The sequence below is a fragment of the Flavobacterium sp. genome, assembly GCF_965277525.1.
Lineage (GTDB): Bacteria > Bacteroidota > Bacteroidia > Flavobacteriales > Flavobacteriaceae > Flavobacterium.
In genome coordinates, this window is the sequence record NZ_CBDIDC010000014.1 from 304,500 (window position 1) to 328,718 (window position 24,219).

The 24,219-nt window shown below is 32.8% G+C and carries 22 protein-coding genes; 8 read left to right on the forward strand and 14 right to left on the reverse strand.

What is annotated here, in order from left to right:
* Nucleotides 1–179: 179 nt before the first annotated feature.
* The 12 genes from ACQY44_RS25500 to ACQY44_RS25555 form a co-directional block, all read right to left on the reverse strand.
* The gene (locus ACQY44_RS25500; protein ID WP_428233082.1) at nucleotides 180–1,295 is read right to left on the reverse strand and encodes a FecR family protein; all 1,116 of its coding nucleotides are present in this window, start codon (nucleotides 1,293–1,295) and stop codon (nucleotides 180–182) included.
* 90 nt (nucleotides 1,296–1,385) lie between these two features.
* The gene (locus ACQY44_RS25505) at nucleotides 1,386–1,997 is read right to left on the reverse strand and encodes an RNA polymerase sigma factor (protein WP_428233083.1); all 612 of its coding nucleotides are present in this window, start codon (nucleotides 1,995–1,997) and stop codon (nucleotides 1,386–1,388) included.
* A 263-nt stretch (nucleotides 1,998–2,260) separates the two neighbouring features.
* Nucleotides 2,261–4,906, reverse strand: coding sequence for a DUF7619 domain-containing protein (locus tag ACQY44_RS25510; protein WP_428233084.1), 2,646 nt, complete (start codon nucleotides 4,904–4,906; stop codon nucleotides 2,261–2,263).
* A gap of 128 nt (nucleotides 4,907–5,034) precedes the next feature.
* Nucleotides 5,035–5,460: a hypothetical protein gene (locus tag ACQY44_RS25515; RefSeq protein ID WP_428233085.1), complete on the reverse strand. Its 426-nt coding sequence runs from the start codon at nucleotides 5,458–5,460 to the stop codon at nucleotides 5,035–5,037.
* 139 nt (nucleotides 5,461–5,599) lie between these two features.
* The gene (gene sucD, locus ACQY44_RS25520) at nucleotides 5,600–6,472 is read right to left on the reverse strand and encodes a succinate--CoA ligase subunit alpha (RefSeq protein WP_056253252.1); all 873 of its coding nucleotides are present in this window, start codon (nucleotides 6,470–6,472) and stop codon (nucleotides 5,600–5,602) included.
* Between the two features lie 84 nt (nucleotides 6,473–6,556).
* The gene (locus ACQY44_RS25525; RefSeq protein WP_428233086.1) at nucleotides 6,557–6,919 is read right to left on the reverse strand and encodes a nuclear transport factor 2 family protein; all 363 of its coding nucleotides are present in this window, start codon (nucleotides 6,917–6,919) and stop codon (nucleotides 6,557–6,559) included.
* Between the two features lies 1 nt (nucleotide 6,920).
* Complete coding sequence (locus ACQY44_RS25530; protein ID WP_428233087.1) at nucleotides 6,921–7,850, reverse strand: UDP-3-O-(3-hydroxymyristoyl)glucosamine N-acyltransferase; 930 nt, start codon at nucleotides 7,848–7,850, stop codon at nucleotides 6,921–6,923.
* 134 nt (nucleotides 7,851–7,984) lie between these two features.
* Entirely contained in the window at nucleotides 7,985–8,551 is a 567-nt protein-coding gene (efp, locus tag ACQY44_RS25535; RefSeq protein ID WP_072970794.1) for an elongation factor P, read from the reverse strand.
* 93 nt (nucleotides 8,552–8,644) lie between these two features.
* Nucleotides 8,645–9,430: an acyl-ACP--UDP-N-acetylglucosamine O-acyltransferase gene (gene lpxA, locus ACQY44_RS25540; protein ID WP_017497513.1), complete on the reverse strand. Its 786-nt coding sequence runs from the start codon at nucleotides 9,428–9,430 to the stop codon at nucleotides 8,645–8,647.
* A 74-nt stretch (nucleotides 9,431–9,504) separates the two neighbouring features.
* Nucleotides 9,505–10,893 carry a bifunctional UDP-3-O-[3-hydroxymyristoyl] N-acetylglucosamine deacetylase/3-hydroxyacyl-ACP dehydratase gene (locus tag ACQY44_RS25545; RefSeq protein WP_428233088.1) on the reverse strand — a complete coding sequence of 463 codons (1,389 nt, stop codon included), beginning with the start codon at nucleotides 10,891–10,893 and terminating at the stop codon, nucleotides 9,505–9,507.
* Nucleotides 10,886–11,929: a UDP-3-O-(3-hydroxymyristoyl)glucosamine N-acyltransferase gene (lpxD, locus tag ACQY44_RS25550; RefSeq protein WP_428233089.1), complete on the reverse strand. Its 1,044-nt coding sequence runs from the start codon at nucleotides 11,927–11,929 to the stop codon at nucleotides 10,886–10,888. Before lpxD ends, ACQY44_RS25545 begins: the two co-directional genes overlap by 8 nt.
* Before the next feature lie 39 nt (nucleotides 11,930–11,968).
* Entirely contained in the window at nucleotides 11,969–13,198 is a 1,230-nt protein-coding gene (locus tag ACQY44_RS25555) for an HD domain-containing protein (protein ID WP_428233090.1), read from the reverse strand.
* Nucleotides 13,199–13,419: 221 nt separating this feature from the next.
* Between ACQY44_RS25555 and ACQY44_RS25560 the strand changes: the two genes are divergently transcribed.
* From ACQY44_RS25560 to ACQY44_RS25585, 6 genes are all read left to right on the forward strand, one after another.
* The gene (locus ACQY44_RS25560; protein ID WP_428233091.1) at nucleotides 13,420–14,973 is read left to right on the forward strand and encodes a response regulator; all 1,554 of its coding nucleotides are present in this window, start codon (nucleotides 13,420–13,422) and stop codon (nucleotides 14,971–14,973) included.
* Nucleotides 14,974–15,107: 134 nt separating this feature from the next.
* Nucleotides 15,108–15,515, forward strand: a complete 408-nt coding sequence (gene tsaE / locus ACQY44_RS25565; protein ID WP_428233092.1) for a tRNA (adenosine(37)-N6)-threonylcarbamoyltransferase complex ATPase subunit type 1 TsaE — start codon at nucleotides 15,108–15,110, stop codon at nucleotides 15,513–15,515.
* A 102-nt stretch (nucleotides 15,516–15,617) separates the two neighbouring features.
* Entirely contained in the window at nucleotides 15,618–16,097 is a 480-nt protein-coding gene (locus tag ACQY44_RS25570) for a GNAT family N-acetyltransferase (protein WP_428233093.1), read from the forward strand.
* 251 nt (nucleotides 16,098–16,348) lie between these two features.
* Nucleotides 16,349–16,612 (forward strand): hypothetical protein, encoded by a 264-nt coding sequence (locus tag ACQY44_RS25575; protein WP_428233094.1) that lies wholly within the window; start codon nucleotides 16,349–16,351, stop codon nucleotides 16,610–16,612.
* Nucleotides 16,613–16,733: 121 nt separating this feature from the next.
* Nucleotides 16,734–17,933, forward strand: coding sequence for an alanine dehydrogenase (locus tag ACQY44_RS25580; protein WP_072963546.1), 1,200 nt, complete (start codon nucleotides 16,734–16,736; stop codon nucleotides 17,931–17,933).
* A 36-nt stretch (nucleotides 17,934–17,969) separates the two neighbouring features.
* Nucleotides 17,970–18,344, forward strand: a complete 375-nt coding sequence (locus tag ACQY44_RS25585) for a DUF4258 domain-containing protein (RefSeq protein ID WP_428233095.1) — start codon at nucleotides 17,970–17,972, stop codon at nucleotides 18,342–18,344.
* Nucleotides 18,345–18,494: 150 nt separating this feature from the next.
* On the opposite strand, the gene ACQY44_RS25590 is transcribed toward ACQY44_RS25585, so the two are convergent.
* On the reverse strand, nucleotides 18,495–19,160 hold the full coding sequence (locus tag ACQY44_RS25590) for a uracil-DNA glycosylase (RefSeq protein WP_428233096.1): 666 nt from the start codon (nucleotides 19,158–19,160) through the stop codon (nucleotides 18,495–18,497).
* Between the two features lie 132 nt (nucleotides 19,161–19,292).
* Between ACQY44_RS25590 and ACQY44_RS25595 the strand changes: the two genes are divergently transcribed.
* Entirely contained in the window at nucleotides 19,293–21,458 is a 2,166-nt protein-coding gene (locus ACQY44_RS25595; RefSeq protein WP_428233097.1) for an endonuclease MutS2, read from the forward strand.
* Between the two features lie 399 nt (nucleotides 21,459–21,857).
* Complete coding sequence (locus ACQY44_RS25600; RefSeq protein ID WP_428233098.1) at nucleotides 21,858–22,271, forward strand: thiol-disulfide oxidoreductase DCC family protein; 414 nt, start codon at nucleotides 21,858–21,860, stop codon at nucleotides 22,269–22,271.
* A 233-nt stretch (nucleotides 22,272–22,504) separates the two neighbouring features.
* Here the strand turns inward: ACQY44_RS25600 and ettA are convergent, their stop codons facing one another.
* Complete coding sequence (gene ettA / locus ACQY44_RS25605) at nucleotides 22,505–24,199, reverse strand: energy-dependent translational throttle protein EttA (RefSeq protein WP_428233099.1); 1,695 nt, start codon at nucleotides 24,197–24,199, stop codon at nucleotides 22,505–22,507.
* Nucleotides 24,200–24,219: the final 20 nt, after the last annotated feature.

Consider the following 24,219-nt stretch of genomic DNA (forward strand, 5'->3'; position numbering starts at 1 on the left):
CTCTTTACAGAGAGGAATTCAACTAATTTAAGTGTCGATAATGTTACAGCATTTCGGCACTTTTTTTTGCATTATCATCTTTTACATAGGCATTCATTATTGGTTTTAGTTTTTTAATTAGTTTTTGGTTGCTTTTTAAAATTCAAATCCAACTTTATAATTACAGTTATACAGTAAGATTAATTACATCCTTCAGATGTTATAATAATTTGATTTCCATTCATTTCAAAGCTGGTTTTATTGCCAATGCTATTGCAAACAATTTTTAACTTCTCCATTAAGGGCTGATCACTAAGTGAAGTGGTAAGATGACAATCTTTTAATTTATTCTTAGGATAATCAATGTCTACCAGATAAGCTTGTTCTATAGTTTGGAAGATCTGCGATACGGGAATATCAGTAAACTCAAAGCTTAATTGTTCAATATTGCCAACACTCCGTACCAATGTCTCGTCCTCGGTAATGTTTGTGATTTTGTTAAAACTTAAATCACTGCGTAAAAAACGTAATGCCTGATTTGGAAGTAAAATAACTTCTTCCTGATTTGATTTAGAAACTAAATCATTTGATTTTACCCTAACTTTACCGGTGCGCACAAGAACTTCTACATCAGGCTGGTCAGAATAAGCTCTGACTCTAAAACTAGTCCCGACTACCTTCGTGACGATTTCGTTTGCATAAACAAAAAAAGGCTTTTTAGGATTTTTACTAATTTCAAAGAAACCTTCGCCGGATAAATACACCTTTCTTTCGTTTCCGGTAAAGATTTTAGGATAACTTAATTTACTATTGGGTTGTAATAAAACAGAACTACCATCAGACAGTGTGATAATTTGCGGTTTATTCGAATTATTGGTTTGTTCTACCAATCCTTCACTGTTTTCATCGATAAGTTCTTTGTAAGTTACCACTTTACTTTGCGGACTAACCTGATTTTGATAAAACCAAATTGATACTAAGCCGACCACTAAAGCAGCTGCAACTCCGCTGAGGAGATATTTTCTGAAAAATTTTAATTTAGAATTATGAATTGAATGGTTTTGATTTTCTTTTTCTTCAATTTTAATCCATGTAGTTTGTAACGCATTGTGAATATCCGATGCTGACAAATTAGAATCCTGCACTTTCATAGCCAGTAACAATAATCTTGCATCTTCTACCAACTTGGCACGTTGGAGACTTTCTAAAGTCCATTCTTCCCAACCATCTTCATCAATTTTAAATAAAATCCATGACTGGAATGACTGGTCAGATAAAAAATCTTCAATTTCGGTATATTTATTACGTTTTTGCATCTAAAAATAAGGTTACAAAAACATAGAGGACACATTTCTTATTATATACTCACTAAATTGTGATTTTTTTTTATTTTTTTTAAAACAAATTTAACATGTAGTTAAAGATAGTAGTAAAATTAACGAAAAGCTACCTTTCCATTCCTTACGCAATGTAAGTAAACCGCGATGTAACAGATTGCTTGCTGATTGATAATTAACTTCTAACATTTCGGCAATTTGCTCTACAGTTAAGCCTTGGTGATAACGTAAATACAATGCTTCTTTTTGACGTGCAGGCAAATCATTTAATAATTTATTCAAATGAATAACTTTCTCTTTAGTAGCATAGTCGTCATCAATCAAGTCGTTTTCTACCGAAAATTCTAAAAGAAATGCAATAGCATCTGTACTCGTTGTTTTACGAAAAATGCGATCACGCTCATGTAATCGTGCAATTCGTTTACGTACACTTGATAACAAATAGGCTTTTACAATAACTGAGTTTTGCAGCCCGTTGCGATAGACCCAAATATCCGTAAAAACATCCTGCACGCAATCTTGTACTTTTTCAGCAAACGGAGAAAGGGAATTTCCGTAATTTACTAAATCTGCATAATATTTCTCAAACAACATTGAGAATGATTTTTCATCTCCATCTTTCAAGTTATTCCAAAGTGTAATATCATCAAAAGTCTTGAATTGTAAAATTTTGGTCTTCATATTAGTTTGGCATAGAATTCTTGAAAATAAGCACTTGGTTTTAACATAAAGAATACGTTTTTTTAACATTATCCTTCAGTTGTGTGCGATAAATATATAAAAGCAAATAATATAAAACCAATTTTTTTACACAAAAAAGGCAGCTTCTTTACATAGAAACTGCCTCTTTTATTGACCTGCCGTGCGTTAGCCCAGTTTACAGGATGTTTTATTATTTAAAAAATATTTCTATTTGTCAGATTTTACTACCATCGTTTTTAAGTCTACTTTTTAACAAATTTTATGCTTGATGTTCCTTTGTCAGTTTTTACTTTTAAAAAATAATTTCCCGTTCTTAAACTTGACACGTTAATTGATGAAACATTTTTAGCATGTGGAACCACAATTATTAGCTGTCCTAAAATATCATATATTGAGATCGATAATACCTCGATTGAATTCTCATAAGTAATATTTAAAACATCGGCAGCAGGTATTGGAAAGACTTTAAAATAATTAGAGAAAGCAAAATCCTGTGTCCCTAAAGTTTTAAATGTTGAGCTTGGTTTATTCGTTAGAATTGGAAAATTATAATCAAAATAAATATTTGCTTCATTTGTAAAAGAATCGCCCGTTTTTAGCGTTGGTAGCGTTTTAATTTTAAACGCTATATAGCCATCATTATGAGCGTCATCAAATAGTAAATTAATATTTTCGAAGATAAACTCCACTTTATTTCCATCTGAGATTTTAGTAATATACGAATGACTTGCACTGGTTGGAATTAATGTCGAAATATCAAATTTAGACAAATCGATCATGTCTTTTACTACAATGTTTTGCGCCTGATACGTTCCGGTGTTTTCAAAACGAATCAAATAATGAACATATTCGCCAATTAATTCCGGTTTAATAACATCTCCTTCTAAACATGTTTTATCATTAGGATCATAAGAACCAATAACTTTTTGACTTAAGGTAAAGGTGTTGTCTATTGGAGTTTCATCCATTTCTACAGAATTGATTGAAGCTGTGTAATTAAGAATATCACCGTTATTTACAGCTGGAGTTTCCATTGGGGAATTTACATTTAATACAAATGAAATCTCTCTGCTTTCAAAAGGTTTTAAATAAGTAAAAGCCCAGGATAAATTATTTAATGACTGATTTGAAATAGCAGGATTTGCACTAACCAAATCCAAAACATCATCTTTGAATATTAAATTAACAGTACCCGACTGAGATACGTTTCCTTTATTCTTATAAATTATTTTATAATTTGTATCAAAACCTGGTCTGGCGGCTTGCATTGAAATCATATTAACTTCTAAATCTTTATGAGAAGCAACTGCAGTAACACAAAAATCTTGTGTTATTGAATTTGATGCATTTGTAAAATCAACTTTTATTGATGACGGAGTGACAGAAAAATACTCTGGATTTTCAAGTATTGGCTTAATTGTATACGCTCCTATTGGTACTTGTACAATATAATTTCCTGTATTATCAGTTATTAAATTTGATGTTTTAGGGCCTGTAATAAGAAATTTTAAATTTGAAACAGCTTTGTCTGAAACATTGCAGCCATTATTATCAAGATCTAATTTTGCACTTCCTTTGATTACATAATTTTCCTCACCGGAAACAAAAGAACAATATCCTCCAACTACACAATTAGTGTAATTATATACCGAAATTTTTTGAGTAATTGCTTCAATTTGTGAGTCATCAGCACATATATACTTTAAATTAGGACAATTACGAAAATTAATCATATCGTATCCATAAGCTACATTATCAACATCATCAGCAACATCTTCTGCGTAATTTAAATCCTCGATACTACCGTTTTTTAAATTTATAGATTCTAAGTTTGGGCAACTCGCAATATTCATTCCCGCTAGCTTTTTTGAATTACTCAAATCAAATGTGTGTATAGCTGTATTACCAAACATTATATATTCAAGATCCTTCAAATTCGAAAAATCAACAAATTCTATTGGGTTCTTCGATCCAACTATGGTATTTAATTTTGAGTTGTTCGAAAAATCAATACTCGCTATTTTATTATTTTGAAATGCTAAAGATTCTAAATTTGGTACTTTGGTAATATCTAAATTTGTTAATAAATTAGTAGAACAGTGAAGCGTGGTTAAGCTTCTTAAAGTTTTTACATCTAAATTTGTTAATTCATTTTCTGAACAAGATAAAGTTTCAAGATTAACCAATCCATTTAAACTGATAGTGGTAATTTTATTATTGCGACATGTTACATAATTAAGCTTAGGAAAAACCGTAAGATTTAATGAGGTAATTTTATTATTACTACAGCTCAATTGTGTAAGATTTGGCGCTTCAACAGTGCTGAAATCTGAGATCTGATTATTTATGCAATATAAACTATTGAGTTGAGGAACATTATTAATAATTAAATCTGTTAGAAGATTGTGAGAACAACTAAAATCAGAAAGATTGGCTAAATTCCAAACATTCATTACTGTTAATTTATTACTACCACAATAAAGAGATTTAAGATTTACTAAATAATTTAAATCTAAAGCAGTCAATTGATTACTCGAACAATCTAAAAAAGATAATTTTACTAAACTTTTTAAATCTAACATACTAATTTTATTGTTGTTGCAATTTAAATCAATAAGATTTACGAAATATTTAATACCTTCTAAATTTCCTATATTTGATTTTTCGACATTTAAAGTTTTAATCTGTAAAGCTTCTAATTGATCAATTTCCCCATCTCCGTTTAAATCTATCTTAGTATAATTATTAGTTATATCAAGAGCTATATAATTAGAAGAATTAGCAGCGAGTAATTTTGCCTTAAAATTAGCATCCGGAAAATTAATAACTTGAGCGTTAGCCGAAGAAAACAGGCATAAAAATAATAATAGTAAGTAGTTTTTTATCATTGTATTAGTTTATTTTTTTTTTAATTTTTAAATATATAAAACTTAGAATCAAAAAGCCAATAAAAAAAGCCTTACTAAATAAATAGTAACGCTTTTGATTCATTTTTATGTAAAAAATAGCTTTTTTTTTAGAAAGCTACATTCCATCTTGGTAATTTTGCATTTGCATCTAAGAAACTTTGCAAAACTTGTCCTTCAACTGCAGTTGGAATTGCTTTTACATCTGCGTTAAAAGTTTCGTACCAAACCACTTCAAGAGCAGAAATACCTTCTAGCTTCATTTGTGCCGGCCATGAATATTTTCTTCCTGTTTTTGCAAATTGGTGTCCGTTTACGATTTTATCATATAAACCACCGTTTTTACTTTTCAGGGTTCCGTCATTCTGAACAGTTCCTGTAGAACCCACCATAATCAATTCTTTTGCATCACCTTCAACAGCATAAACTACAAATACACCTGCGCCTTCCGAAGCATTGCAAACTTGTTCTAAACTGTCTTCAATTGTAAAAGTAAAACTATTAGTTACTTTAAATTTTTCTAATTCTTTGTACATATTTCTTATTTTAAGCTTCTAAGAAACTAAAGTTCTAAGTTGCTAAGTTTTTAAATTATATTCCAACATTTTAAAAATGTAAAAAAGTCTCAACAAAATATTGAGACTTTTTGGAATTTATTATTTTAAATATTAGAGATTATCCTAATATTTCTTTTACTTTTTTACCAATTTCAGCTGGTGAATCAACAACGTGAATTCCGTTGTCTCTCATAATTTGTTTTTTAGCAGCAGCTGTATCATCAGAACCACCAACAATAGCACCTGCGTGACCCATTGTTCTACCAGCAGGAGCAGTTTCTCCAGCGATAAAACCAACAACTGGTTTACGGTTACCATCAGCTCTAACCCATTTAGCAGCATCAGCTTCTAATTGACCTCCAATTTCACCAATCATGATGATAATTTCAGTTTCAGGATCATTCATTAATAATTCAACAGCTTCTTTAGTAGTAGTTCCAATAATTGGATCTCCACCAATACCAATAGCTGTAGTAATTCCTAAACCTTGTTTTACAACCTGGTCAGCAGCTTCGTAAGTTAAAGTTCCTGATTTAGAAACGATACCAACTGTTCCTTTTTTGAAAACAAAACCTGGCATAATACCAACTTTAGCTTCACCCGGAGTGATAACTCCCGGACAGTTTGGTCCGATTAATCTGGAATTTCTTTCTTTAACATAATTATTTGCTTTAATCATATCTGCTACAGGAATTCCTTCTGTAATAGCAATAATTACTTTGATTCCAGCATCAGCAGCTTCCATAATTGCATCAGCAGCAAAAGCCGGTGGTACGAAAATGATAGATGTATCAGCTCCAGCTTGGTCAACAGCATCTTTTACTGTATTAAAAACCGGACGATCTAAATGGCTAGTACCTCCTTTTCCCGGAGTAACACCACCAACAACATTAGTACCGTACTCAATCATTTGAGAGGCGTGGAAAGTTCCTTCGCTTCCTGTAAATCCTTGAACAATTATTTTGGAATCTTTATTAACTAAAACACTCATGATATATATTTTATGTAGTTTTTAAAATTGTGATGCAAAAGTAAGGTTTTGTAACGTATTTTAACCTTTTTGCCTTTAAAAAAATTAAGAAAATTGACTCATTTGATAACCGCGATATAATTTATCATCTTTTATTTGCCAAATTGTAGCAAAATGAGCTAATAACATCTCTTCTCTTGGGTTTTCAATCGTTTTCACAAAATGAGAATATCGTATAGAAACCAAGTCTTCTTCGGCAATAATATGACTAATTCTTACTTTAGAACGAACATAAGCACGACTGAGCTCATTGGCCATGTCAAGCAGCAAATTATGATCCATCTGAATCAATCCTTTGCTACTGTTCCACTCTACTAACACCTCAGGATGCAAATAAGTTTTCATTATTTCACTATCAATCAAGGCATCTGACTTATAAAATTTCTGAACAAATTCTTTAATAGACATATTACTTCAATTTATTTAAAATTTCAGGAATCTTTTTGATATTGGCTAATTGTTTTAACTTTTCTCTTGATTCTTCGATCGGGGTTCCAAAATATGATTTCCCACCTTCAACCGATTTAGTAACTCCGGTTTGGCCAAGAATAACAGCCTTTGCTCCTATCGTGATACCACTTGTGGTACCAACTTGTCCCCAAATTGTAACTTCATCTTCTATAATAACACAACCTGCAATACCGGTTTGCGAAGCGATTAAACACTTTTTACCAATAACAGTATCATGTCCAACATGTACTTGATTGTCAATTTTTGTTCCCTCACCAATAGTCGTATCTCCGGTAACCCCCTTGTCAATTGTGCAAAGGGCACCAATGCCGACATTGTCTTCTATTACTACTCTTCCCCCTGAAATTAACTGATCGAAACCATCGGCACGTTTTTTATAATAAAAAGCATCAGCTCCTAAAATAGTTCCGGCATGAATCATTACATTATCACCAATTACCGTATGGTCATAAATTGTAACATTAGGATGTATTACGCAGTTTTTACCAATTGTAACATTGTTTCCAATAAAACAATTAGGCTGAACTACAGTTCCTTCTCCAATATTTGCAGAAAGCGCTATGGATACGGTTGTAGCCTGAAAAGGTCTAAAATGTTTGGTCAGGGTGTTAAAATCTCTGAAAGGATCATCAGAAATCAAAAGGGCTTTACCTTCCGGGCAAGCTACTTTTTTATTTATTAAAACAATAGTAGCTGCTGATTGTAAAGCTTTGTCGTAATATTTTGGATGGTCCACAAAAACGATATCTCCAGCTTCAACAACATGTATTTCGTTCATGCCTAAAACCGGGAAGTCTGGGTCACCTATAAATTCGCATTCAAGCAAATTTGCAATTTCTTGTAAAGAATGAATCTTTGGAAATTTCATATTTTATAATTAGAAAATTTGTCAATCAGAAAATGTGTCAATTAGAAAATGTGTCAATTAGAAAATAAAACGATTCAATTTCTGGTATGTATCAATTTTCTAATTGACTCATTGACAAATCATCCAATTAAAAATTACTCTTTTACGCGCTCCATGTAATTACCTGAAGCGGTATCGATTTTAATTTTATCACCTTCATTGATGAACAAAGGAACGTTTACAGTTGCTCCGGTTTCTACTGTAGCAGATTTTGTAGCATTGGTAGCTGTATTTCCTTTTACTCCCGGCTCAGCGTAAGTAACTTCAAGAATTACAGAAGATGGCATATCTACAGATAAAGGCAAATCAGTTTCAGTGTTTACCTGAACCATTACACTTGTACCTTCTTTCAATAATCCTGGAGCATCCAAAATGTTCTTGTTCAAAGAAATTTGCTCAAAAGATTCTGTATTCATAAAATGAAATTCGTCTCCTTCAGCATATAAAAATTGATAATTATGCGTCTCTACACGCACATCGTCTATCTTATGTCCTGCAGAAAATGTATTATCCAATACTCTTCCTGTAGTTAAACTTCTCAATTTTGTTCTTACGAAAGCTGGACCTTTCCCAGGTTTTACGTGAAGAAATTCGACGATTTTATAAATATCATGATTAAACTTGATACACAACCCGTTTCTAATATCTGATGTAGATGCCATTTTGTTTTGTTTTATTAATATTTTGTTGAATAATTAAATCGTTTATCTGTTTTTCGACTAAACGATTTAACAAATAAACGATTTAACTTTTATCTAATAATTTCCTGAATAACCCTTCATGATTCCTCTTGATGAATTTCGGATAAAATCTAAAATTTCATCTCTCTCAGGAGTAGCTTCCATTTCTGCTTCAATAATACTTAAAGCTTGTGTGGTGTTGTAATTCTTTTGGTATAAAATTCTGTAAATTTCCTGAATTTCTCTAATTTTTTCAGTACTAAATCCTCTTCTTCTTAAACCAACTGAGTTGATTCCTACATAAGATAACGGTTCTTTTGCCGCTTTTGTATAAGGCGGAACATCTTTTCTTACCAGAGATCCACCGGAAATCATAGCGTGATCACCGATATGAATAAATTGATGAATAGCTGCCAAGCCACCAATAACAGCGTGGTTCCCTACCACAACGTGACCTGCTAAAGCAACACCATTTACAATAATAGCATTATTTCCAATTTCACAATCGTGTGCTATGTGGGCATAAGCCATAACCAAACAGTTGTTCCCTAAAATGGTTTGTCCTGAAGCAACCGTACCTCTATTGATCGTTACACACTCTCTAATGGTGCAATTATCTCCTATAATAGCTAAAGAATCTTCTCCTCCAAATTTTAAATCTTGTGGTACCGCAGAAATTACTGCTCCTGGAAAAATATTGCAATTTTTACCAATTCGGGCACCTTCCATGATGGTTACATTTGAACCAATCCACGTTCCATCACCAATAATAACATTATTGTGGATTGTTGTAAAAGGCTCAATTACAACGTTTTTAGCGATTTTAGCGCCGGGATGAACATAAGCTAATGGTTGATTCATCTGTGAGTTTTATATTTTATATTAAAATAGTCTAATTTGGGCAACAAACGTAAACAATAAAATCGATTAAATTATTATTGTTTTCTTGCAATTTGAGCCATTAATTCTGCCTCTGTTACCAATTTTCCATTTGCGTATGCATTTGCCTGCATGTGACAAATTCCTCTTCTGATAGGAGAAATCAATTCGCATTTGAAAATTAAGGTATCGCCAGGCAATACTTTGTGTTTGAACTTAACATTGTCAATTTTCATGAAATATGTTAAATAATTTTCAGGATCCGGAACCGTACTTAGTACTAAAATCCCGCCTGTTTGCGCCATTGCTTCAACAATTAAAACACCCGGCATAACTGGAGCTTCAGGAAAATGTCCAACGAAGAAATTTTCATTCATTGTAACGTTTTTCATCCCCACAACATGACTGTCAGACATTTCTATGATTCTGTCAATCAATAAAAATGGAGGTCTGTGAGGCAAAACTGCCATGATTTTATGAATATCCATCAACGGCTCCAGATTTAAATCATAAACCGGCACATGATTTCTTTGTTCAATTTTAATAATTTTTGCTAATTTTTTGGCGAATTGCGTATTTACATAATGCCCTGGTTTATTAGCGATAATTTTTCCTTGAATTCTAACTCCAATCAAAGATAAATCCCCCACAACATCAAGTAATTTATGTCTTGCTGCTTCATTTGGATAATGTAAAGTAAGGTTGTCTAAAACACCATTTGGCTTAACTGAAATTTTGTCTTTGCCAAAAGCTTTCTTTAAATTTTCCATTGTATTTTCAGATATTTCTTTATCTACATATACAATTGCATTATTTAAATCTCCACCTTTTATTAATCCGTTTTCTAAAAGAGATTCTAATTCATGCAAAAAACTAAAAGTTCTTGAATTGGCAATTTCTTCTTTAAAATCGGCTATGCTTTTCATGGTTGCATTTTGAGTACCCAAAACTTTAGTACCAAAATCAACCATTGCAGTTACCTGATAATCATCGCTTGGCATCACTAAAATCTCGCTTCCTGTAGTTTCATCAGTAAATGAAATTACTTCTTTTACTACATAAACGTTTCGTTTAGCATTTTGCTCTTCAATACCGGCATTTTCAATCGCTTCAACAAAATATTTTGAAGAACCATCCATAATAGGAAGCTCAGACGCATTTAACTCTATAATAACGTTATCCAAATCGCAACCAACTAATGCAGCTAAAACGTGTTCAGGAGTTTGAATTTTTACACCTAATTTTTCTAAATTAGTACCTCTTTGCGTATTAACAACATAATTAGCATCTGCTTCGATCACGGGATGACCTTGCAAATCTACTCTAACAAAAGTGAAACCATTATTAATTGGAGCTGGTTTAAAAGTCATTGTAACTTCTTTTCCAGTGTGTAATCCAACGCCTGTTAGTGAAATTTCATTTTTGATGGTCTTCTGTTTAACCATTATTTCCATTTTTTGGGTTTATTATTTGTTTTTTTATTTCATCAATTTCGGACACAATCTTAGGCAGGTTTCTGAAATGAACATAAGATTTGTTAAAATCACTATATCCAAGCGATGGCGATCCTTGTAATGTTTCATCATCTTTAATGTTTCTTGCAACTCCCGATTGAGCCTGCAATCTAACATTGTTTCCTATAATTAAGTGCCCTGCGATACCTACTTGTCCGCCAATCATACAGTTTTCTCCAATTTTTGTAGAACCCGCCACACCTGATTGTGCTGCAATCACAGTATTTCTGCCAATTTCTACATTATGGGCAATCTGAATTTGATTGTCTAGCTTCACTCCTTTTCTAATTATCGTAGAACCCAGAGTTGCTCTGTCTATGGTAGTATTTGCTCCTATATCTACATTGTCTTCAATGACAACGTTTCCGATTTGAGGAACCTTACTATATACACCTTCGTCATTTGGCACAAAACCAAAACCATCTGCACCAATAATAGTTCCTGAATGAATCGTACAATTGTTACCAATTATGGTTTCAGAATAAATTTTAGCGCCTGCAAAAATATATACATTATCCCCAATAACAACATTATCTCCGATAAAACTGTTTGGATAAATTTTTACGTTGTTTCCTAAAACTACATTTTGGCCTATATAACTAAAGCTTCCCAGATATAAATTTTCTCCATATTTAGTTCCTTCAGATATAAAAGACTGTGCTTCTATTCCGTTTTTATTCAGTTTAACCTGATTGTAAAATTCTAAAAGTTTAGAAAAAGACGCATAAGCATCTTCTACTTTTATTAAAGTTGTAGTAATTTCCTGTTCGGGTACAAAGCTGTCATTAACAATAGTTACTGATGCTTTTGTCGTATATATGTAGTTTATATATTTGGGATTAGCCAAAAAAGTAAGTGATCCTTCCTCGCCTTCTTCGATTTTAGACAGCCGAGAAACTTCTGCATTGGGATTCCCAACAACTTCTCCTTCTAAAATTCCTGCTATTTGTTCTGCTGTAAATTTCATTGCGACAAAAATATAAAAAATAGATTTTAAATGTTAATTTTAGATAAGTTGTTTTGGAAAACAGATGTAATATTTTGTCACCAATTTAGATAACGATTTCAAATTCAGCTGATCAGATGCTTCTACAACATCCTCAATTGTTTTATCTTTTTTCAAGATTCGTATCGGTTCAGCTTCTTTACTGTAAGCCTGATTTTTTATTTTTCCTCTAAAAATAAAATACCCCGCTTCTAATTGTGTAATATGGTGGTCGTTAGCAAATTTTTCTTTTAAAGATTGAGATTCTTCCGCCGATATTTTCTCGGCGCTTAATTTAATTTTTAGTAAGTCTCTGTTAATTAGCATTTTACTCAAAGTAGACAATACAAAGTCCTCTTGCTTTTGCCAGGTTTTTAAAGCGCTAATAATATCAAAATCATCTAATTGCGAAAATAAATCTAATTTTTCAGCATCAAAATCCTCTAAAGAAACTCTGTTTTGCATAAAATACAAAAGCGGCTCGCTACAAGGTAAATTAATTCCTTTTAATGTTAATTCTTTGGCTCTTTTTAAAACATTCATCAAAATTAACTCGGCAACTAAACTTGTTTTATGCAAGTAGGCCTGCCAGTACATTAATCTTCTTGAAAGCAGGAATTTCTCTACTGAATAAATTCCCTTTTCTTCAATAACCAATACATCATCAACCACATTCATCATCTGGATCAAACGCTCAGAATTGACATTTCCTTCTGCAACTCCGGTATAAAAACTATCACGCTTTAAATAATCCATTCTGTCCATATCCAATTGGCTTGAAATCAATTGTAACATAAATTTTCTATGGTAATCACCTTTAAAAACCTGAATAGCCAGACTCAATTTCCCATCAAATTCATCATTGAGCTGGTTCATGAATAATAATGATATAGCTTCATGATTCACATCTTCCACAATGCTTTTTTCCATGGCGTGCGAAAATGGCCCATGACCAATATCGTGTAGCAAAATAGCAATGAGTAAAGCATTTTCTTCTTCGGTTGAAATTGCAACTCCCTTAAAACGAAGTGTTTCAACAGCTCTTTGCATTAAGTGCATACACCCTAAAGCATGATGAAAACGGGTATGATTGGCTCCGGGATAAACCAAATACGACATTCCCATTTGCGAAATGCGGCGTAAACGCTGAAAATACGGATGTTGAATTAAATCGTAAATAAGTTCGTTCGGGATTGAAATAAACCCGTAGATAGGGTCATTGAATATTTTTAACTTATTGATATGAGTCACTATTTGATTCTTTTTAGATCAACAAATATAAGTAAATAACTATAAACCACTTTGTGTTTTTCATTTAAAAATCGACATTAAATTGTCTTGATTTCCAGAGCGATACAAAATTCTAAAAAAAAGTTAATATAAAAATCACCTTTTGTTATTCTGAAATTTATACTATTTTTAATACTTTTTAAGTTCTATACATCTAAATTGCATTAAAATTAAATACGTTTATGGATAAGATAAAAATACTTTGGGTCGATGACGAAATCGATCTTTTAAAGCCTCATATATTATTTCTGGAGAAAAAAAACTACGCTGTAACTACTTGTAATAACGGCCTAGATGCTATTTCTTTATTTGAAGAAGACAATTTTGATATTGTTTTTCTGGATGAAAATATGCCCGGAATGAGTGGTCTGGAAACCCTTTCAGAAATGAAAGAAAAAAAATCAGCTACTCCGATGATTATGATCACAAAGAGCGAGGAAGAATATATAATGGAAGAAGCCATTGGCTCTAAAATCGCTGATTACCTGATAAAACCAGTTAATCCAAATCAGATTCTATTGAGTCTGAAGAAAAATCTGGATCATTCCAGATTAATTTCAGAAAAAACGACTTTAGATTACCAAAAGGAATTCAGGAAAATTTCGATGGAAATGGCAATGGTTAATTCTTATGAGGATTGGGTTGAATTATACAAAAAGCTAATATTCTGGGAATTAGAACTTGAGAATATCAACGATCAGGGAATGATTGAAATCCTTGAGTCTCAAAAAGTTGAAGCCAATTCGCAGTTCGGAAAATACATAGAAAGAAATTATGAAGATTGGTTCGCTCCAAAAGCCGATAAACCAATTCAGTCCCATAATTTATTCAAGGAATTAGTAGTTCCTGAAATCAAAAAGAAAGACAAGCCTATTTTGTTCGTTGTTATTGATAATTTACGTTATGACCAATGGAAATCTTTTGAAACTGTTGTGGCCAATTATTATAAATTAGAAAAAGAAGTTCCTTATTTTTCAATACTTCCAACTGCAACACAATACGCAAGAAATGCTATTTTCTCAGGTTTATTGCCAACAGAAATGGAAAAACAATTTCCGCAATATTGGAAAAATGACGTTGAAGACGGTGGAAAAAACCTCTATGAGGCTGAGTTTCTTTCGGCTCAATTAAAACGTTTGGGATTAAACATTAAAGAAGATTATTTCAAAATCACCAATTATGCCGGTGGTAAAAAATTAGCCGAAAACTTCAAAGCTTTAAAAGGCAATGATCTGGTTACAGTTGTTTATAATTTCGTAGATATGTTATCGCATGCTAAAACCGAAATGGATGTTGTTAAAGAACTTGCTTCTGATGATAAAGCGTACCGTTCGCTGACTTTGAGCTGGTTTAAGAATTCGCCGCTTTTAGAGATCATTCAGCAAGCGCAGCTTTTAGGCTTCAAATTAATCCTGACCACAGATCACGGGACAATTAATGTAAAAAACCCGTCAAAAGTGGTTGGGGATAAAAATACAAGCTTAAATTTGCGCTATAAAACCGGCCGTAGTTTGACTTACGAGCAAAAAGATGTGTATGTTGTAAAAGAACCTAAAGACATTGGTTTACCTGCAATAAACATGAGTAGCTCGTTTATATTCGCAAAAAATGATTTCTTTTTGGCCTACGTAAACAACTACAATCATTATGTAAGTTATTACAGAAATACCTATCAGCATGGTGGAATTTCACTGGAAGAAATGATTATTCCGTTTCTGGTATTTAACCCAAAATAACCAAGTATTCGGTCTAGATTAACAGTAAAAAGTTGTCGCGAATTTCGCAAATTACCACGAGTTATTTTTTAAATTCGTGAAAATTCGTGAAATTCGTGGCAAAAAAACTGACAACCATAATTAAACACAACAGAATGAATATCGTTTTTTCATTAGATCAAATTCAGGAAGTAGCAGAAAAAATTTTAGCGCAAAACCCAAAGAAAATCATCCTTTTTAATGGCGAAATGGGCGTTGGAAAAACTACTTTAATTAAACAATTATGCAAAAGTCTTGGCGTTAAAGATGCAACAAGCAGTCCAACCTTTTCTTTAGTTAACGAATACTATACTTCTAACAATCAAATCGTTTACCACTTTGACTTTTATCGGTTAAACAAAGAAACCGAGGCGCTTGATATGGGAGTTGACGATTATTTGTATTCCGGAAACTGGTGCTTTATTGAATGGTCTGAAAAAATCAAAAATCTCATTCCTGAAGAGCATTCAGTAGTTACAATTGAGTTGTTGGCGGATGAAAAAAGAGAGTTGAAATTAGGCTAAAAAGACCTCATAAAGATTCGTTAAGATCCCACAGAGAACATCAAATTATTTTACATCTTTGTAAACTTTGCAAAAGAATCTTTTATTTAAAAGCAATAATTAATGAACACTCAAAATACAGTAGAAATAATCCCTTTCTCTCCTGAGTTAAAAGAACCAATCAAAACCTTAAATAAAGAATGGCTTCAAAAATATTTTAGAGTGGAAGAAAAAGACGAAATAGTACTTTCGAATCCGCAAGAAGAAATTATTGATAAAGGAGGATTAATTTTTTACGCTAAATATATGGAGGAAATTCTGGGAACTGTTTCTTTAATGAAGATTGATAATACCACATTTGAATTAAGCAAAATGGCCGTTTCGGATAAAGCTCAAGGTCTCGGAATTGGAAATAAATTATTAATACATTGTTTGGCTGTAGCCGAAGAAAATAATATCAAAAAGTTATTTCTATACTCAAACCGGATTTTACTTCCAGCTATTCATCTCTATAAAAAGTTCGGTTTTATTGAAGTCCCGTTAGGAAATGTGAGCTACGAAAGAGCAGACATTAAAATGGAAAAAATAATATCTCATTTTTAATAATGTTAAAGAAAGCTATTTTCATTCTTTTAATTGTTCTGATTGTTTTGCCTTTATTCTACTGGAATCAAATATTAGGATTGTCTATTTTAATTCTTGAAACTCTTTTTATATTGTTCTATAAGAAGCAGACTATTTTTGTTAGAATATTTATTTCAGTTGTTATTTGCTTTTATTCCTATTGGATTTATTTTAATTTATCCGGTTTTTTGATCACACATTATTTTTCAATCAAACAGTTGGTTGAAAAAATGAACCAGACAGAATCAAAAATCTTTGAAATAAAAAATAAAGATTCAGATCCTAAAAATTATGAAATTCAAAAAGAAATGAAACGACTGGGATTTTATTACGCTTATATTGATGCTAAAAATAATAAAATCACGTTTAACATCCAGGGAAGCTGCTGGACTGGGACCGAATCAGCAGAAGAGGCCTTTGTTTATACTAATCTGACTTTTTTTACCGGAACTTCTTATCCAGTTTCAGTCTGGATTGAAGCAAATGGCGATTAAGAAAAAATTCGTTTATTTGGCAATAATGATTTCAAATTGAAAATTATGATTATAGTAACACATATAACCTGATTTTTTAAAACTTTTTACGTAATTTGTACTCTTAATTTTTGCACCACCCATGTCAATTACCTTAACTCCATTTACGAAGCAACAATTGTTGCCACAAGAAGAAAAACTTGAAATTGGCCGATTCAAAAGCGAACTTTTTATAGGAATCCCCAAGGAAACAAGTTATCAGGAACGTCGTATTTGCCTGACTCCCGATGCTGTAAATTCTCTTACCTACGAAGGTCATCGCGTTATGATTGAATCCGGAGCCGGAGAAAGTTCTAGTTATTCCGACAAAGAATACTCAGATGCCGGTGCGGAAGTAACAAAAGATACTAAAAAGGTTTTTGGTTGTCCGCTATTATTAAAGGTGGAGCCACCAACACTAGCCGAGATCAAAATGATTAATCCTGAAACGATTATCATTTCAGCTATTCAATTGAAAACAAAAAAGAAAGAATATTTTGAAGCTTTAGCTCAAAAAAAAATTACGGCACTTGCTTTTGAATATATTAAAGATGAAGACGGGTCTTATCCTGCTGTAAAATCGTTAAGCGAAATTGCCGGAACAGCTTCTATACTTATTGCTGCTGAATTGATGATTACAGATGAATTTGGAAAAGGGCTTTTATTTGGAAACATTACTGGCGTCCCTCCTACTGAAGTTGTTATTTTAGGAGCGGGAACTGTTGGTGAATTTGCTGCCAAAACCGCCATTGGTTTAGGGGCAAATGTGAAGGTTTTTGACAATTCGATTACGAAATTACGTCGCTTGCAAAACAACTTAAATCAAAGAATCTTCACTTCTACCGTTCAGCAAAAAGCACTATTAAAAGCTTTACGACGTTGTGATGTTGCGATTGGTGCTATGCGGGGAAAAGAGCGCTGTCCTATTATAGTGACAGAAACTATGGTGGAACATATGAAAAAAGGCGCCGTTATTGTAGATGTCAGTATTGATACCGGAGGATGTTTCGAAACTTCGGAAGTTACAACCCATGAAAAACCAACTTTCATCAAAAGTAATGTTTTGCATTATTGCGTACCAAACATTCCTTCCAGGTATTCTAAGACAGCTTCATTATCAATAAGTAACATCTTAACTCCATATTTGCTTCAAATCGCCGAAGACGGCGGTTTAGAAAGCGCTATAAGATGCAATAAAGGTTTAAAAAATGGAATCTATTTGTACCACGGAATTCTAACGAATAAAGCGATTGGTGAATGGTTTGATTTGCCTGATAACGACATTAATTTACTTGTATTTTAAGGGAACTTTAGCTTACCTTTGCAAAAAAATTATTTCATGAAGTTCGCACATCGTTTTGCTTATTATTTAGTTGGTTTGGTTATGGGATGCTTTTTTGTAGCCCTTGTCTTTAGTGGAAAAGACACTCGTTGCAACTATTTTCCAAATGCCCGTGTTTTAAATAATTTACGTACAAAACCTTTTCAATATTCTGAAAAAGCAATTCAGACTTTAAACGAAAAATGGATTGATACTGCCGACATAAAAAATACTTTAAAATTTGGAGATGTTGATTTCGATCAAAGTAATGTTCCATTCAAAAAAGGAAAACTTTATATTATCGAAGGAAAAACAGTTAAAAACCAGGAAATTATTCTGAAAGTCATAAATTACGAAAACAAAGCAGTTTTAGACGAGATTGTGAAGAAGTAATCTTTCCTGATCAATTGTCATCCGACTCAAAGAGGAAATTGCATCCAAATATTTAACAAAGTTGTCTAACAATAGGGTTAAGTACGCGATTCCTGTTTCCCGCAATGACAAGATTCCGAATTATTGATAGCTTGTGCAATCAATGTTTAGCTACCATTCAATCTCTTTCAATCCTTTTGATTTCAGAAATTCATTTGTTTTACTAAAATGCTTATTTCCAAACCAAAAACCTCTATTGGCACTTAAAGGAGAAGGATGTCCTGATTTCAAAATATGATGTTTTGAAGCATCGATTAGTGCGGCTTTCTTTTGGGCAAAACCTCCCCATAATAAGAACACAACATCTTTACTATTAGCCGAAATTTGTTTTATGACAGCATCGGTAAATTTTTCCCAACCTTTTCCCTGATGACTTCCTGCCTCAGATTGTCTCACAGTTAGAGTAGCATTTAAGAGAAAAACACCCTGATCTGCCCAGCGTTCTAAATTGCCTGTTTTGGGAATTGATATATTTAAATCAGATTCGATTTCTTTGAAAATATTTTGAAGAGAAGGCGGAAATGGAATTCCATCATTTACAGAAAAACACAATCCATTTGCCTGATTAGGTCCGTGATAAGGATCTTGTCCGATGATCACAACTTTTACCTGATCAAAATGACAATGATCAAAAGCTGAAAAAATCTGGCTTCCTTTTGGATAACAAACCTTAGTTGCATATTCAGATTTTACAAAATCAATTAATGCATTGAAATATGGTTTTTCGAATTCTTCATTCAAAACCGGTTTCCAGGAATCATGCATTTTTACGTCCATATCTTTTTTTATGCAAATTTCAGGATTTTTTTATTCAAATCATATTTACCAACCATAAATTTAGATATAAACTTTGTAGAATTGAATACTAATGTTTTCGTACTTTTGCGTGTACTTTGTTAAAGAAAATAAATGATATCCATTACCGAAAAAACATTACAAGACTTACAATTCCCTACAGTACTCGAAACTATTTCGGCGGGCTGTAACACAGATATAGGAAAAGAAAAAGCTTTAAAAATAACACCATTTAGAGACAAAGAAACTTTGATGCAGGCTTTGATGCAAACATCTGAGTACGTTTCGTCTTTTGAAAATAATAACGCCATTCCCAATCATGGGTTTGACGCGATAACACACGAAATCAAATTTCTGGCAATTGAAGATAGTTTTCTGGAAGTAGGAAGTTTTAGAAAAATAGCCACACTTTCGTCAACAGCTAATTTCTTGTTGAATTTCCTTAAAAAGTTCGATGATTATTATCCAAATCTTAACACAAGGGCTTCAAGAGTTGAGTATACTAAAGATATAGTTACTTTAATTGACGCCATTGTCGATAAATATGGTGAAATAAAAGACAATGCTTCACCAGCGTTGTTAAGTATTCGCCAAAATATGAATATTGTTCGCGGTAAAGTAAACCAGAGTTTTGGAGTTGCGCTTACACAATATAATAGTCTCGGGTATTTAGATGATATTAAGGAGAGTTTTGTGCAAAACCGTAGAGTTCTGGCGGTTCTGGCCATGTATCGTCGTAAAGTAAAAGGCTCTATTTTAGGAAGTTCCAAAACGGGGAGCATTGCTTATATCGAACCTGAAACAACGCTTCAATATTCTCGTGAACTAAGCAATTTAGAATACGAAGAAAAAGAAGAAATCACGAGGATTTTAAAACAACTATCAAATGCTATTCGTCCGTTCTTGCCAATACTAATTGAGTATCAGGAATTTTTAAGTGATATTGATGTAGTTGCGGGAAAGGCAAAATATGCTAACCGAATCAACGGAATCCTGCCGACTATTACAGAAGAAAGAAGATTGTTTTTCAGAGAAGCCTATCATCCTATTTTGTATTTGAACAACAAACAAAAGAATGAAGTTACGCACCCGCAAACTATTGAATTAAAACAAGATAACCGTATAATTGTGATCTCCGGACCAAATGCAGGAGGAAAAACAATCTCGCTCAAAACAGTGGGTTTATTGCAATTGATGTTGCAATCCGGTATGCTAATCCCGGTTCACGAACGTAGTGAAACTTTTTTGTTTGATAGAATACTAACAGATATTGGTGACAATCAATCTATTGAAAATCACTTAAGCACTTATAGTTACCGATTGAAAAACATGAATTATTTCTTGAAGAAATGCAACAAGAAAACTATGTTTTTAATTGATGAATTTGGTACTGGTTCTGATCCTGAGTTAGGTGGGGCGCTGGCTGAAATTTTCTTAGAGGAATTTTACCATCGTGAAGCTTTTGGTATTATTACTACGCATTATTCGAATTTGAAAATTCTGGCGAACGAATTGCCTTTTGCTACCAATGCAAATATGATGTTTGATGAAAAATCGCTCGAACCGATGTATAAACTTGCTTTAGGTCAGGCCGGAAGTTCATTTACTTTTGAAGTTGCCTTGAAAAATGGTATTCCGTTCGGATTGATTAATCGTGCCAAAAAGAAAATTGAAGTTGGGAAAGTTCGTTTTGATAAAACCATTGCAACACTTCAGAAAGAACGTTCAAAACTGGAGAAGACTTCTATTAATTTGAAAGAAGAAGAAACCCGTGCACGTGAAGAAAGCAAAAAGATGGAAAACATCAATGTAAAAATCAAGCAAAAACTGGAAAGCTATCAGGAATTATATGACAGCAACCAAAAGACAATTTACATTGGGCAAAAAATTGAGGATATCTCTGAGAAATATTTCAACAATAAAAACAAAAAAGAACTGATTGGAGAATTTCTGAAAATTATAGAAATTGAAAATTCAAAGCGTAAAAAAGCAACACCAAAAGAAGCCAAAGCCATAACCGAAAAGAAAAAAGAAGTTATAGCGGAAGTTTCAGTTCAGGTAGAAGAAATTCGAAAAGAGAAAAAAGAGAAAAAACTTAAACCTGTTATCGAAAAACCAAAGCCACTTTTAAAAGTTGGTGATCGTGTAAGAATGCTTGACGGGAGATCTGTTGGAAGTATCGATTCGATAGAAAAAAATAAAGCAACAGTAAATTACGGCATCTTTACTTCAAAAGTAAGTTTAGATGAATTGGAATTGGTTGAAGCTGCTAAGAAATAGTTTCTCGGTTTTCGGTCTCAGTTTTCAGTTACTAAAAATGCTAAAAATGACCAAAAATTAAAATAAAGCGATTTTAAAGGACATTTTAAAAAAGACAATTACAAAGATGGATATTTTTGAAAAAGAGCTTAAAAATAATTTATGAAAGCCATTTTTGATTCATAAAAACTATTTATTATTTAATTTTGATAGACAAAGTGAATAGTAGTGAAAAATGTTTAGTATTTAGAGTTTTATTATTTCATTGGAGAAATTGACAATATTATCATTTCCACGAAAGAGAAATCAAACACGGGTTCCGACAAGGATTGCAGATATTCTGAAAGAAATTATTAATGTGATTTCTCTGTCGAAATGACAAACAAGCTAAGAAAACTTAAAATTGAAACTTTTTCTAAAATGCAAGACTTACCAAAAAGCAAAAAAATAATCCTCTTCGATGGTGTTTGCAATTTATGCAACAGCGCTGTTCAGTTTATCATCCAACATGATAAAAAAGATGTTTTTAGGTTTGTAGCTTTGCAGTCAGAATTAGGGATTGAAATTTGTAATTACATTGGTGTTGATCAAACAAAAATTGATAGCATTATTTTATACCATCCGGCTGTTGCTTATTATTATAAATCTTCGGCTGTTCTCGAAATTGCAGAAGATCTAGGAGGATTTTATAGTTTAGTTTCCATTTTTAAAATTTTCCCAGAAAAATTTAGAAATTATATTTATTATTATATTGCTAAAAATCGTTACAAATGGTATGGCAAAAAAGAAAGCTGCATGATTCCCACTCCGGAATTGAAAGCGAAGTTTTTATAAAGACTGTGCTCACTGATGTTACAGATTAAACGGATTACCGACGACTTTTTATGATACAGAGAGAAGAAAAACTATAGAACTTGAATCCATTTACCAGGGTTTCGGCTTCAATCAGAGTGATGATCTTTTTTTTTATTTAACCGCAAAGAACACAAAGATTTACGCAAAGTTCGCTAATTAAAAAAGCCTCAAATTCAAAATGAATTTGAGGCTTTGCTTTTTTTAATCTGAAATTAGTTTCTGATTAATTTTTTGTATTTCAGACGTTTTGGAGTCAAATCTCCACCTAAACGTTTCTTTTTGTTTTCTTCATATTCAGAGAAACCTCCTTCGAAATAATAAACTTCAGAATCTCCTTCGAATGCCAAAATGTGAGTACAAATTCTATCTAAGAACCATCTGTCGTGAGAAATTACCACGGCACAACCAGCAAAATTTTCAAGACCTTCTTCAAGTGCACGAAGTGTATTTACATCCAAATCATTGGTAGGCTCATCTAATAAAAGTACGTTTCCTTCTTCTTTCAAGGTCATTGCCAAGTGCAAACGGTTACGCTCACCACCTGAAAGCATTGAAACTTTTTTGTTTTGATCGCTTCCGCCAAAGTTAAAACGGCTTAAGTAAGCACGGGAATTGACCTGACGTCCGCCCATCATGATTAATTCCTGACCATCACAGAAATTTTCCCAGATCGATTTATTAGGATCAATATTAGAGTGCGCCTGATCTACGTAAGCAATTTTTACCGTTTCACCGATAGAAAATTCACCGCTATCCGGTTTTTCTTCACCCATGATCATTCTGAAAATAGTCGATTTACCAGCACCGTTTGGTCCGATAACTCCAACAATTCCAGCTTGTGGTAAAGTAAAATTTAAATTATCATACAATAATTTATCTCCAAAAGCTTTTGCTACATTTTTAGCTTCAATAACATTGGTTCCTAAACGAGGTCCGTTCGGGATATAGATTTCCAGATTTTCATCCAGTTGTTTTTGATCTTCGTTTAATAATTTGTCATAATTCTGTAAACGCGCTTTTTGTTTGGTCTGACGTCCTTTTGCTCCCTGACGAACCCAGTCCAGCTCACGCTCTAAATTTTTACGACGTTTTGAAGCTACTTTTTCTTCAAGTGCCATTCTGCTTGATTTTTGGTCTAGCCAGGAAGAATAATTTCCTTTCCATGGAATACCTTCTCCTCTATCCAGCTCTAAAATCCAACCTGCAACATTATCCAGGAAGTATCTATCGTGCGTCACAGCAATAACAGTTCCTGCATATTGTGCCAAATGTTGCTCTAACCAAAGTACAGATTCAGCATCTAAGTGGTTGGTAGGCTCATCAAGTAGTAATACATCCGGTTGTTGCAATAACAAACGACATAAAGCTACACGACGACGCTCTCCTCCTGAAAGGTTTTTGATTGGCGTATCACCATCCGGCGTACGCAAAGCATCCATTGCAATTTCAAGTTTGGTATCGATTTCCCAGGCTCCTAATGCATCGATTTTATCTTGCAAAGCAGCTTGACGATCCATCAATTTATCCATTTTATCTGCGTCTTCGTAATTTTCCGGAAGACCAAATAAATCATTGATTTTGTTATACTCTTCTAAAACTGCCATAGTTTCGGCAACTCCTTCACGAACGATTTCGATAACGGTTTTATCATCATCCAATTGTGGCTCTTGCTCTAAATAACCAACGGTATAACCCGGAGCAAAAACTACATCTCCCTGATAATTTTTATCAACTCCGGCAATAATCTTTAAAAGTGAAGATTTTCCAGAACCATTCAAACCCAGAATACCAATTTTAGCTCCGTAGAAAAAGCTCAAATAAATATTCTTTAATACTTGTTTGTCGCTGCTTGAGTAGGTTTTACTCAATTTTGACATCGAGAAAATTACTTTCTTATCGTCTGACATGCTTATTTATTTTTTAATTT

Bases quoted from the DNA above. Each gene is read 5' to 3' on its own strand.
- ACQY44_RS25500 (WP_428233082.1), bottom strand. From the start codon at position 1,295: ATGCAAAAACGTAATAAATATACCGAAATTGAAGATTTTTTATCTGAC.
- ACQY44_RS25505 (WP_428233083.1), bottom strand. From the start codon at position 1,997: ATGAAGACCAAAATTTTACAATTCAAGACTTTTGATGATATTACACTT.
- ACQY44_RS25510 (WP_428233084.1), bottom strand. From the start codon at position 4,906: ATGATAAAAAACTACTTACTATTATTATTTTTATGCCTGTTTTCTTCG.
- ACQY44_RS25515 (WP_428233085.1), bottom strand. From the start codon at position 5,460: ATGTACAAAGAATTAGAAAAATTTAAAGTAACTAATAGTTTTACTTTT.
- sucD (WP_056253252.1), bottom strand. From the start codon at position 6,472: ATGAGTGTTTTAGTTAATAAAGATTCCAAAATAATTGTTCAAGGATTT.
- ACQY44_RS25525 (WP_428233086.1), bottom strand. From the start codon at position 6,919: ATGTCTATTAAAGAATTTGTTCAGAAATTTTATAAGTCAGATGCCTTG.
- ACQY44_RS25530 (WP_428233087.1), bottom strand. From the start codon at position 7,850: ATGAAATTTCCAAAGATTCATTCTTTACAAGAAATTGCAAATTTGCTT.
- efp (WP_072970794.1), bottom strand. From the start codon at position 8,551: ATGGCATCTACATCAGATATTAGAAACGGGTTGTGTATCAAGTTTAAT.
- lpxA (WP_017497513.1), bottom strand. From the start codon at position 9,430: ATGAATCAACCATTAGCTTATGTTCATCCCGGCGCTAAAATCGCTAAA.
- ACQY44_RS25545 (WP_428233088.1), bottom strand. From the start codon at position 10,893: ATGGTTAAACAGAAGACCATCAAAAATGAAATTTCACTAACAGGCGTT.
- lpxD (WP_428233089.1), bottom strand. From the start codon at position 11,929: ATGAAATTTACAGCAGAACAAATAGCAGGAATTTTAGAAGGAGAAGTT.
- ACQY44_RS25560 (WP_428233091.1), top strand. From the start codon at position 13,420: ATGGATAAGATAAAAATACTTTGGGTCGATGACGAAATCGATCTTTTA.
- tsaE (WP_428233092.1), top strand. From the start codon at position 15,108: ATGAATATCGTTTTTTCATTAGATCAAATTCAGGAAGTAGCAGAAAAA.
- ACQY44_RS25570 (WP_428233093.1), top strand. From the start codon at position 15,618: ATGAACACTCAAAATACAGTAGAAATAATCCCTTTCTCTCCTGAGTTA.
- ACQY44_RS25575 (WP_428233094.1), top strand. From the start codon at position 16,349: ATGAACCAGACAGAATCAAAAATCTTTGAAATAAAAAATAAAGATTCA.
- ACQY44_RS25580 (WP_072963546.1), top strand. From the start codon at position 16,734: ATGTCAATTACCTTAACTCCATTTACGAAGCAACAATTGTTGCCACAA.
- ACQY44_RS25585 (WP_428233095.1), top strand. From the start codon at position 17,970: ATGAAGTTCGCACATCGTTTTGCTTATTATTTAGTTGGTTTGGTTATG.
- ACQY44_RS25590 (WP_428233096.1), bottom strand. From the start codon at position 19,160: ATGGACGTAAAAATGCATGATTCCTGGAAACCGGTTTTGAATGAAGAA.
- ACQY44_RS25595 (WP_428233097.1), top strand. From the start codon at position 19,293: ATGATATCCATTACCGAAAAAACATTACAAGACTTACAATTCCCTACA.
- ACQY44_RS25600 (WP_428233098.1), top strand. From the start codon at position 21,858: ATGCAAGACTTACCAAAAAGCAAAAAAATAATCCTCTTCGATGGTGTT.
- ettA (WP_428233099.1), bottom strand. From the start codon at position 24,199: ATGTCAGACGATAAGAAAGTAATTTTCTCGATGTCAAAATTGAGTAAA.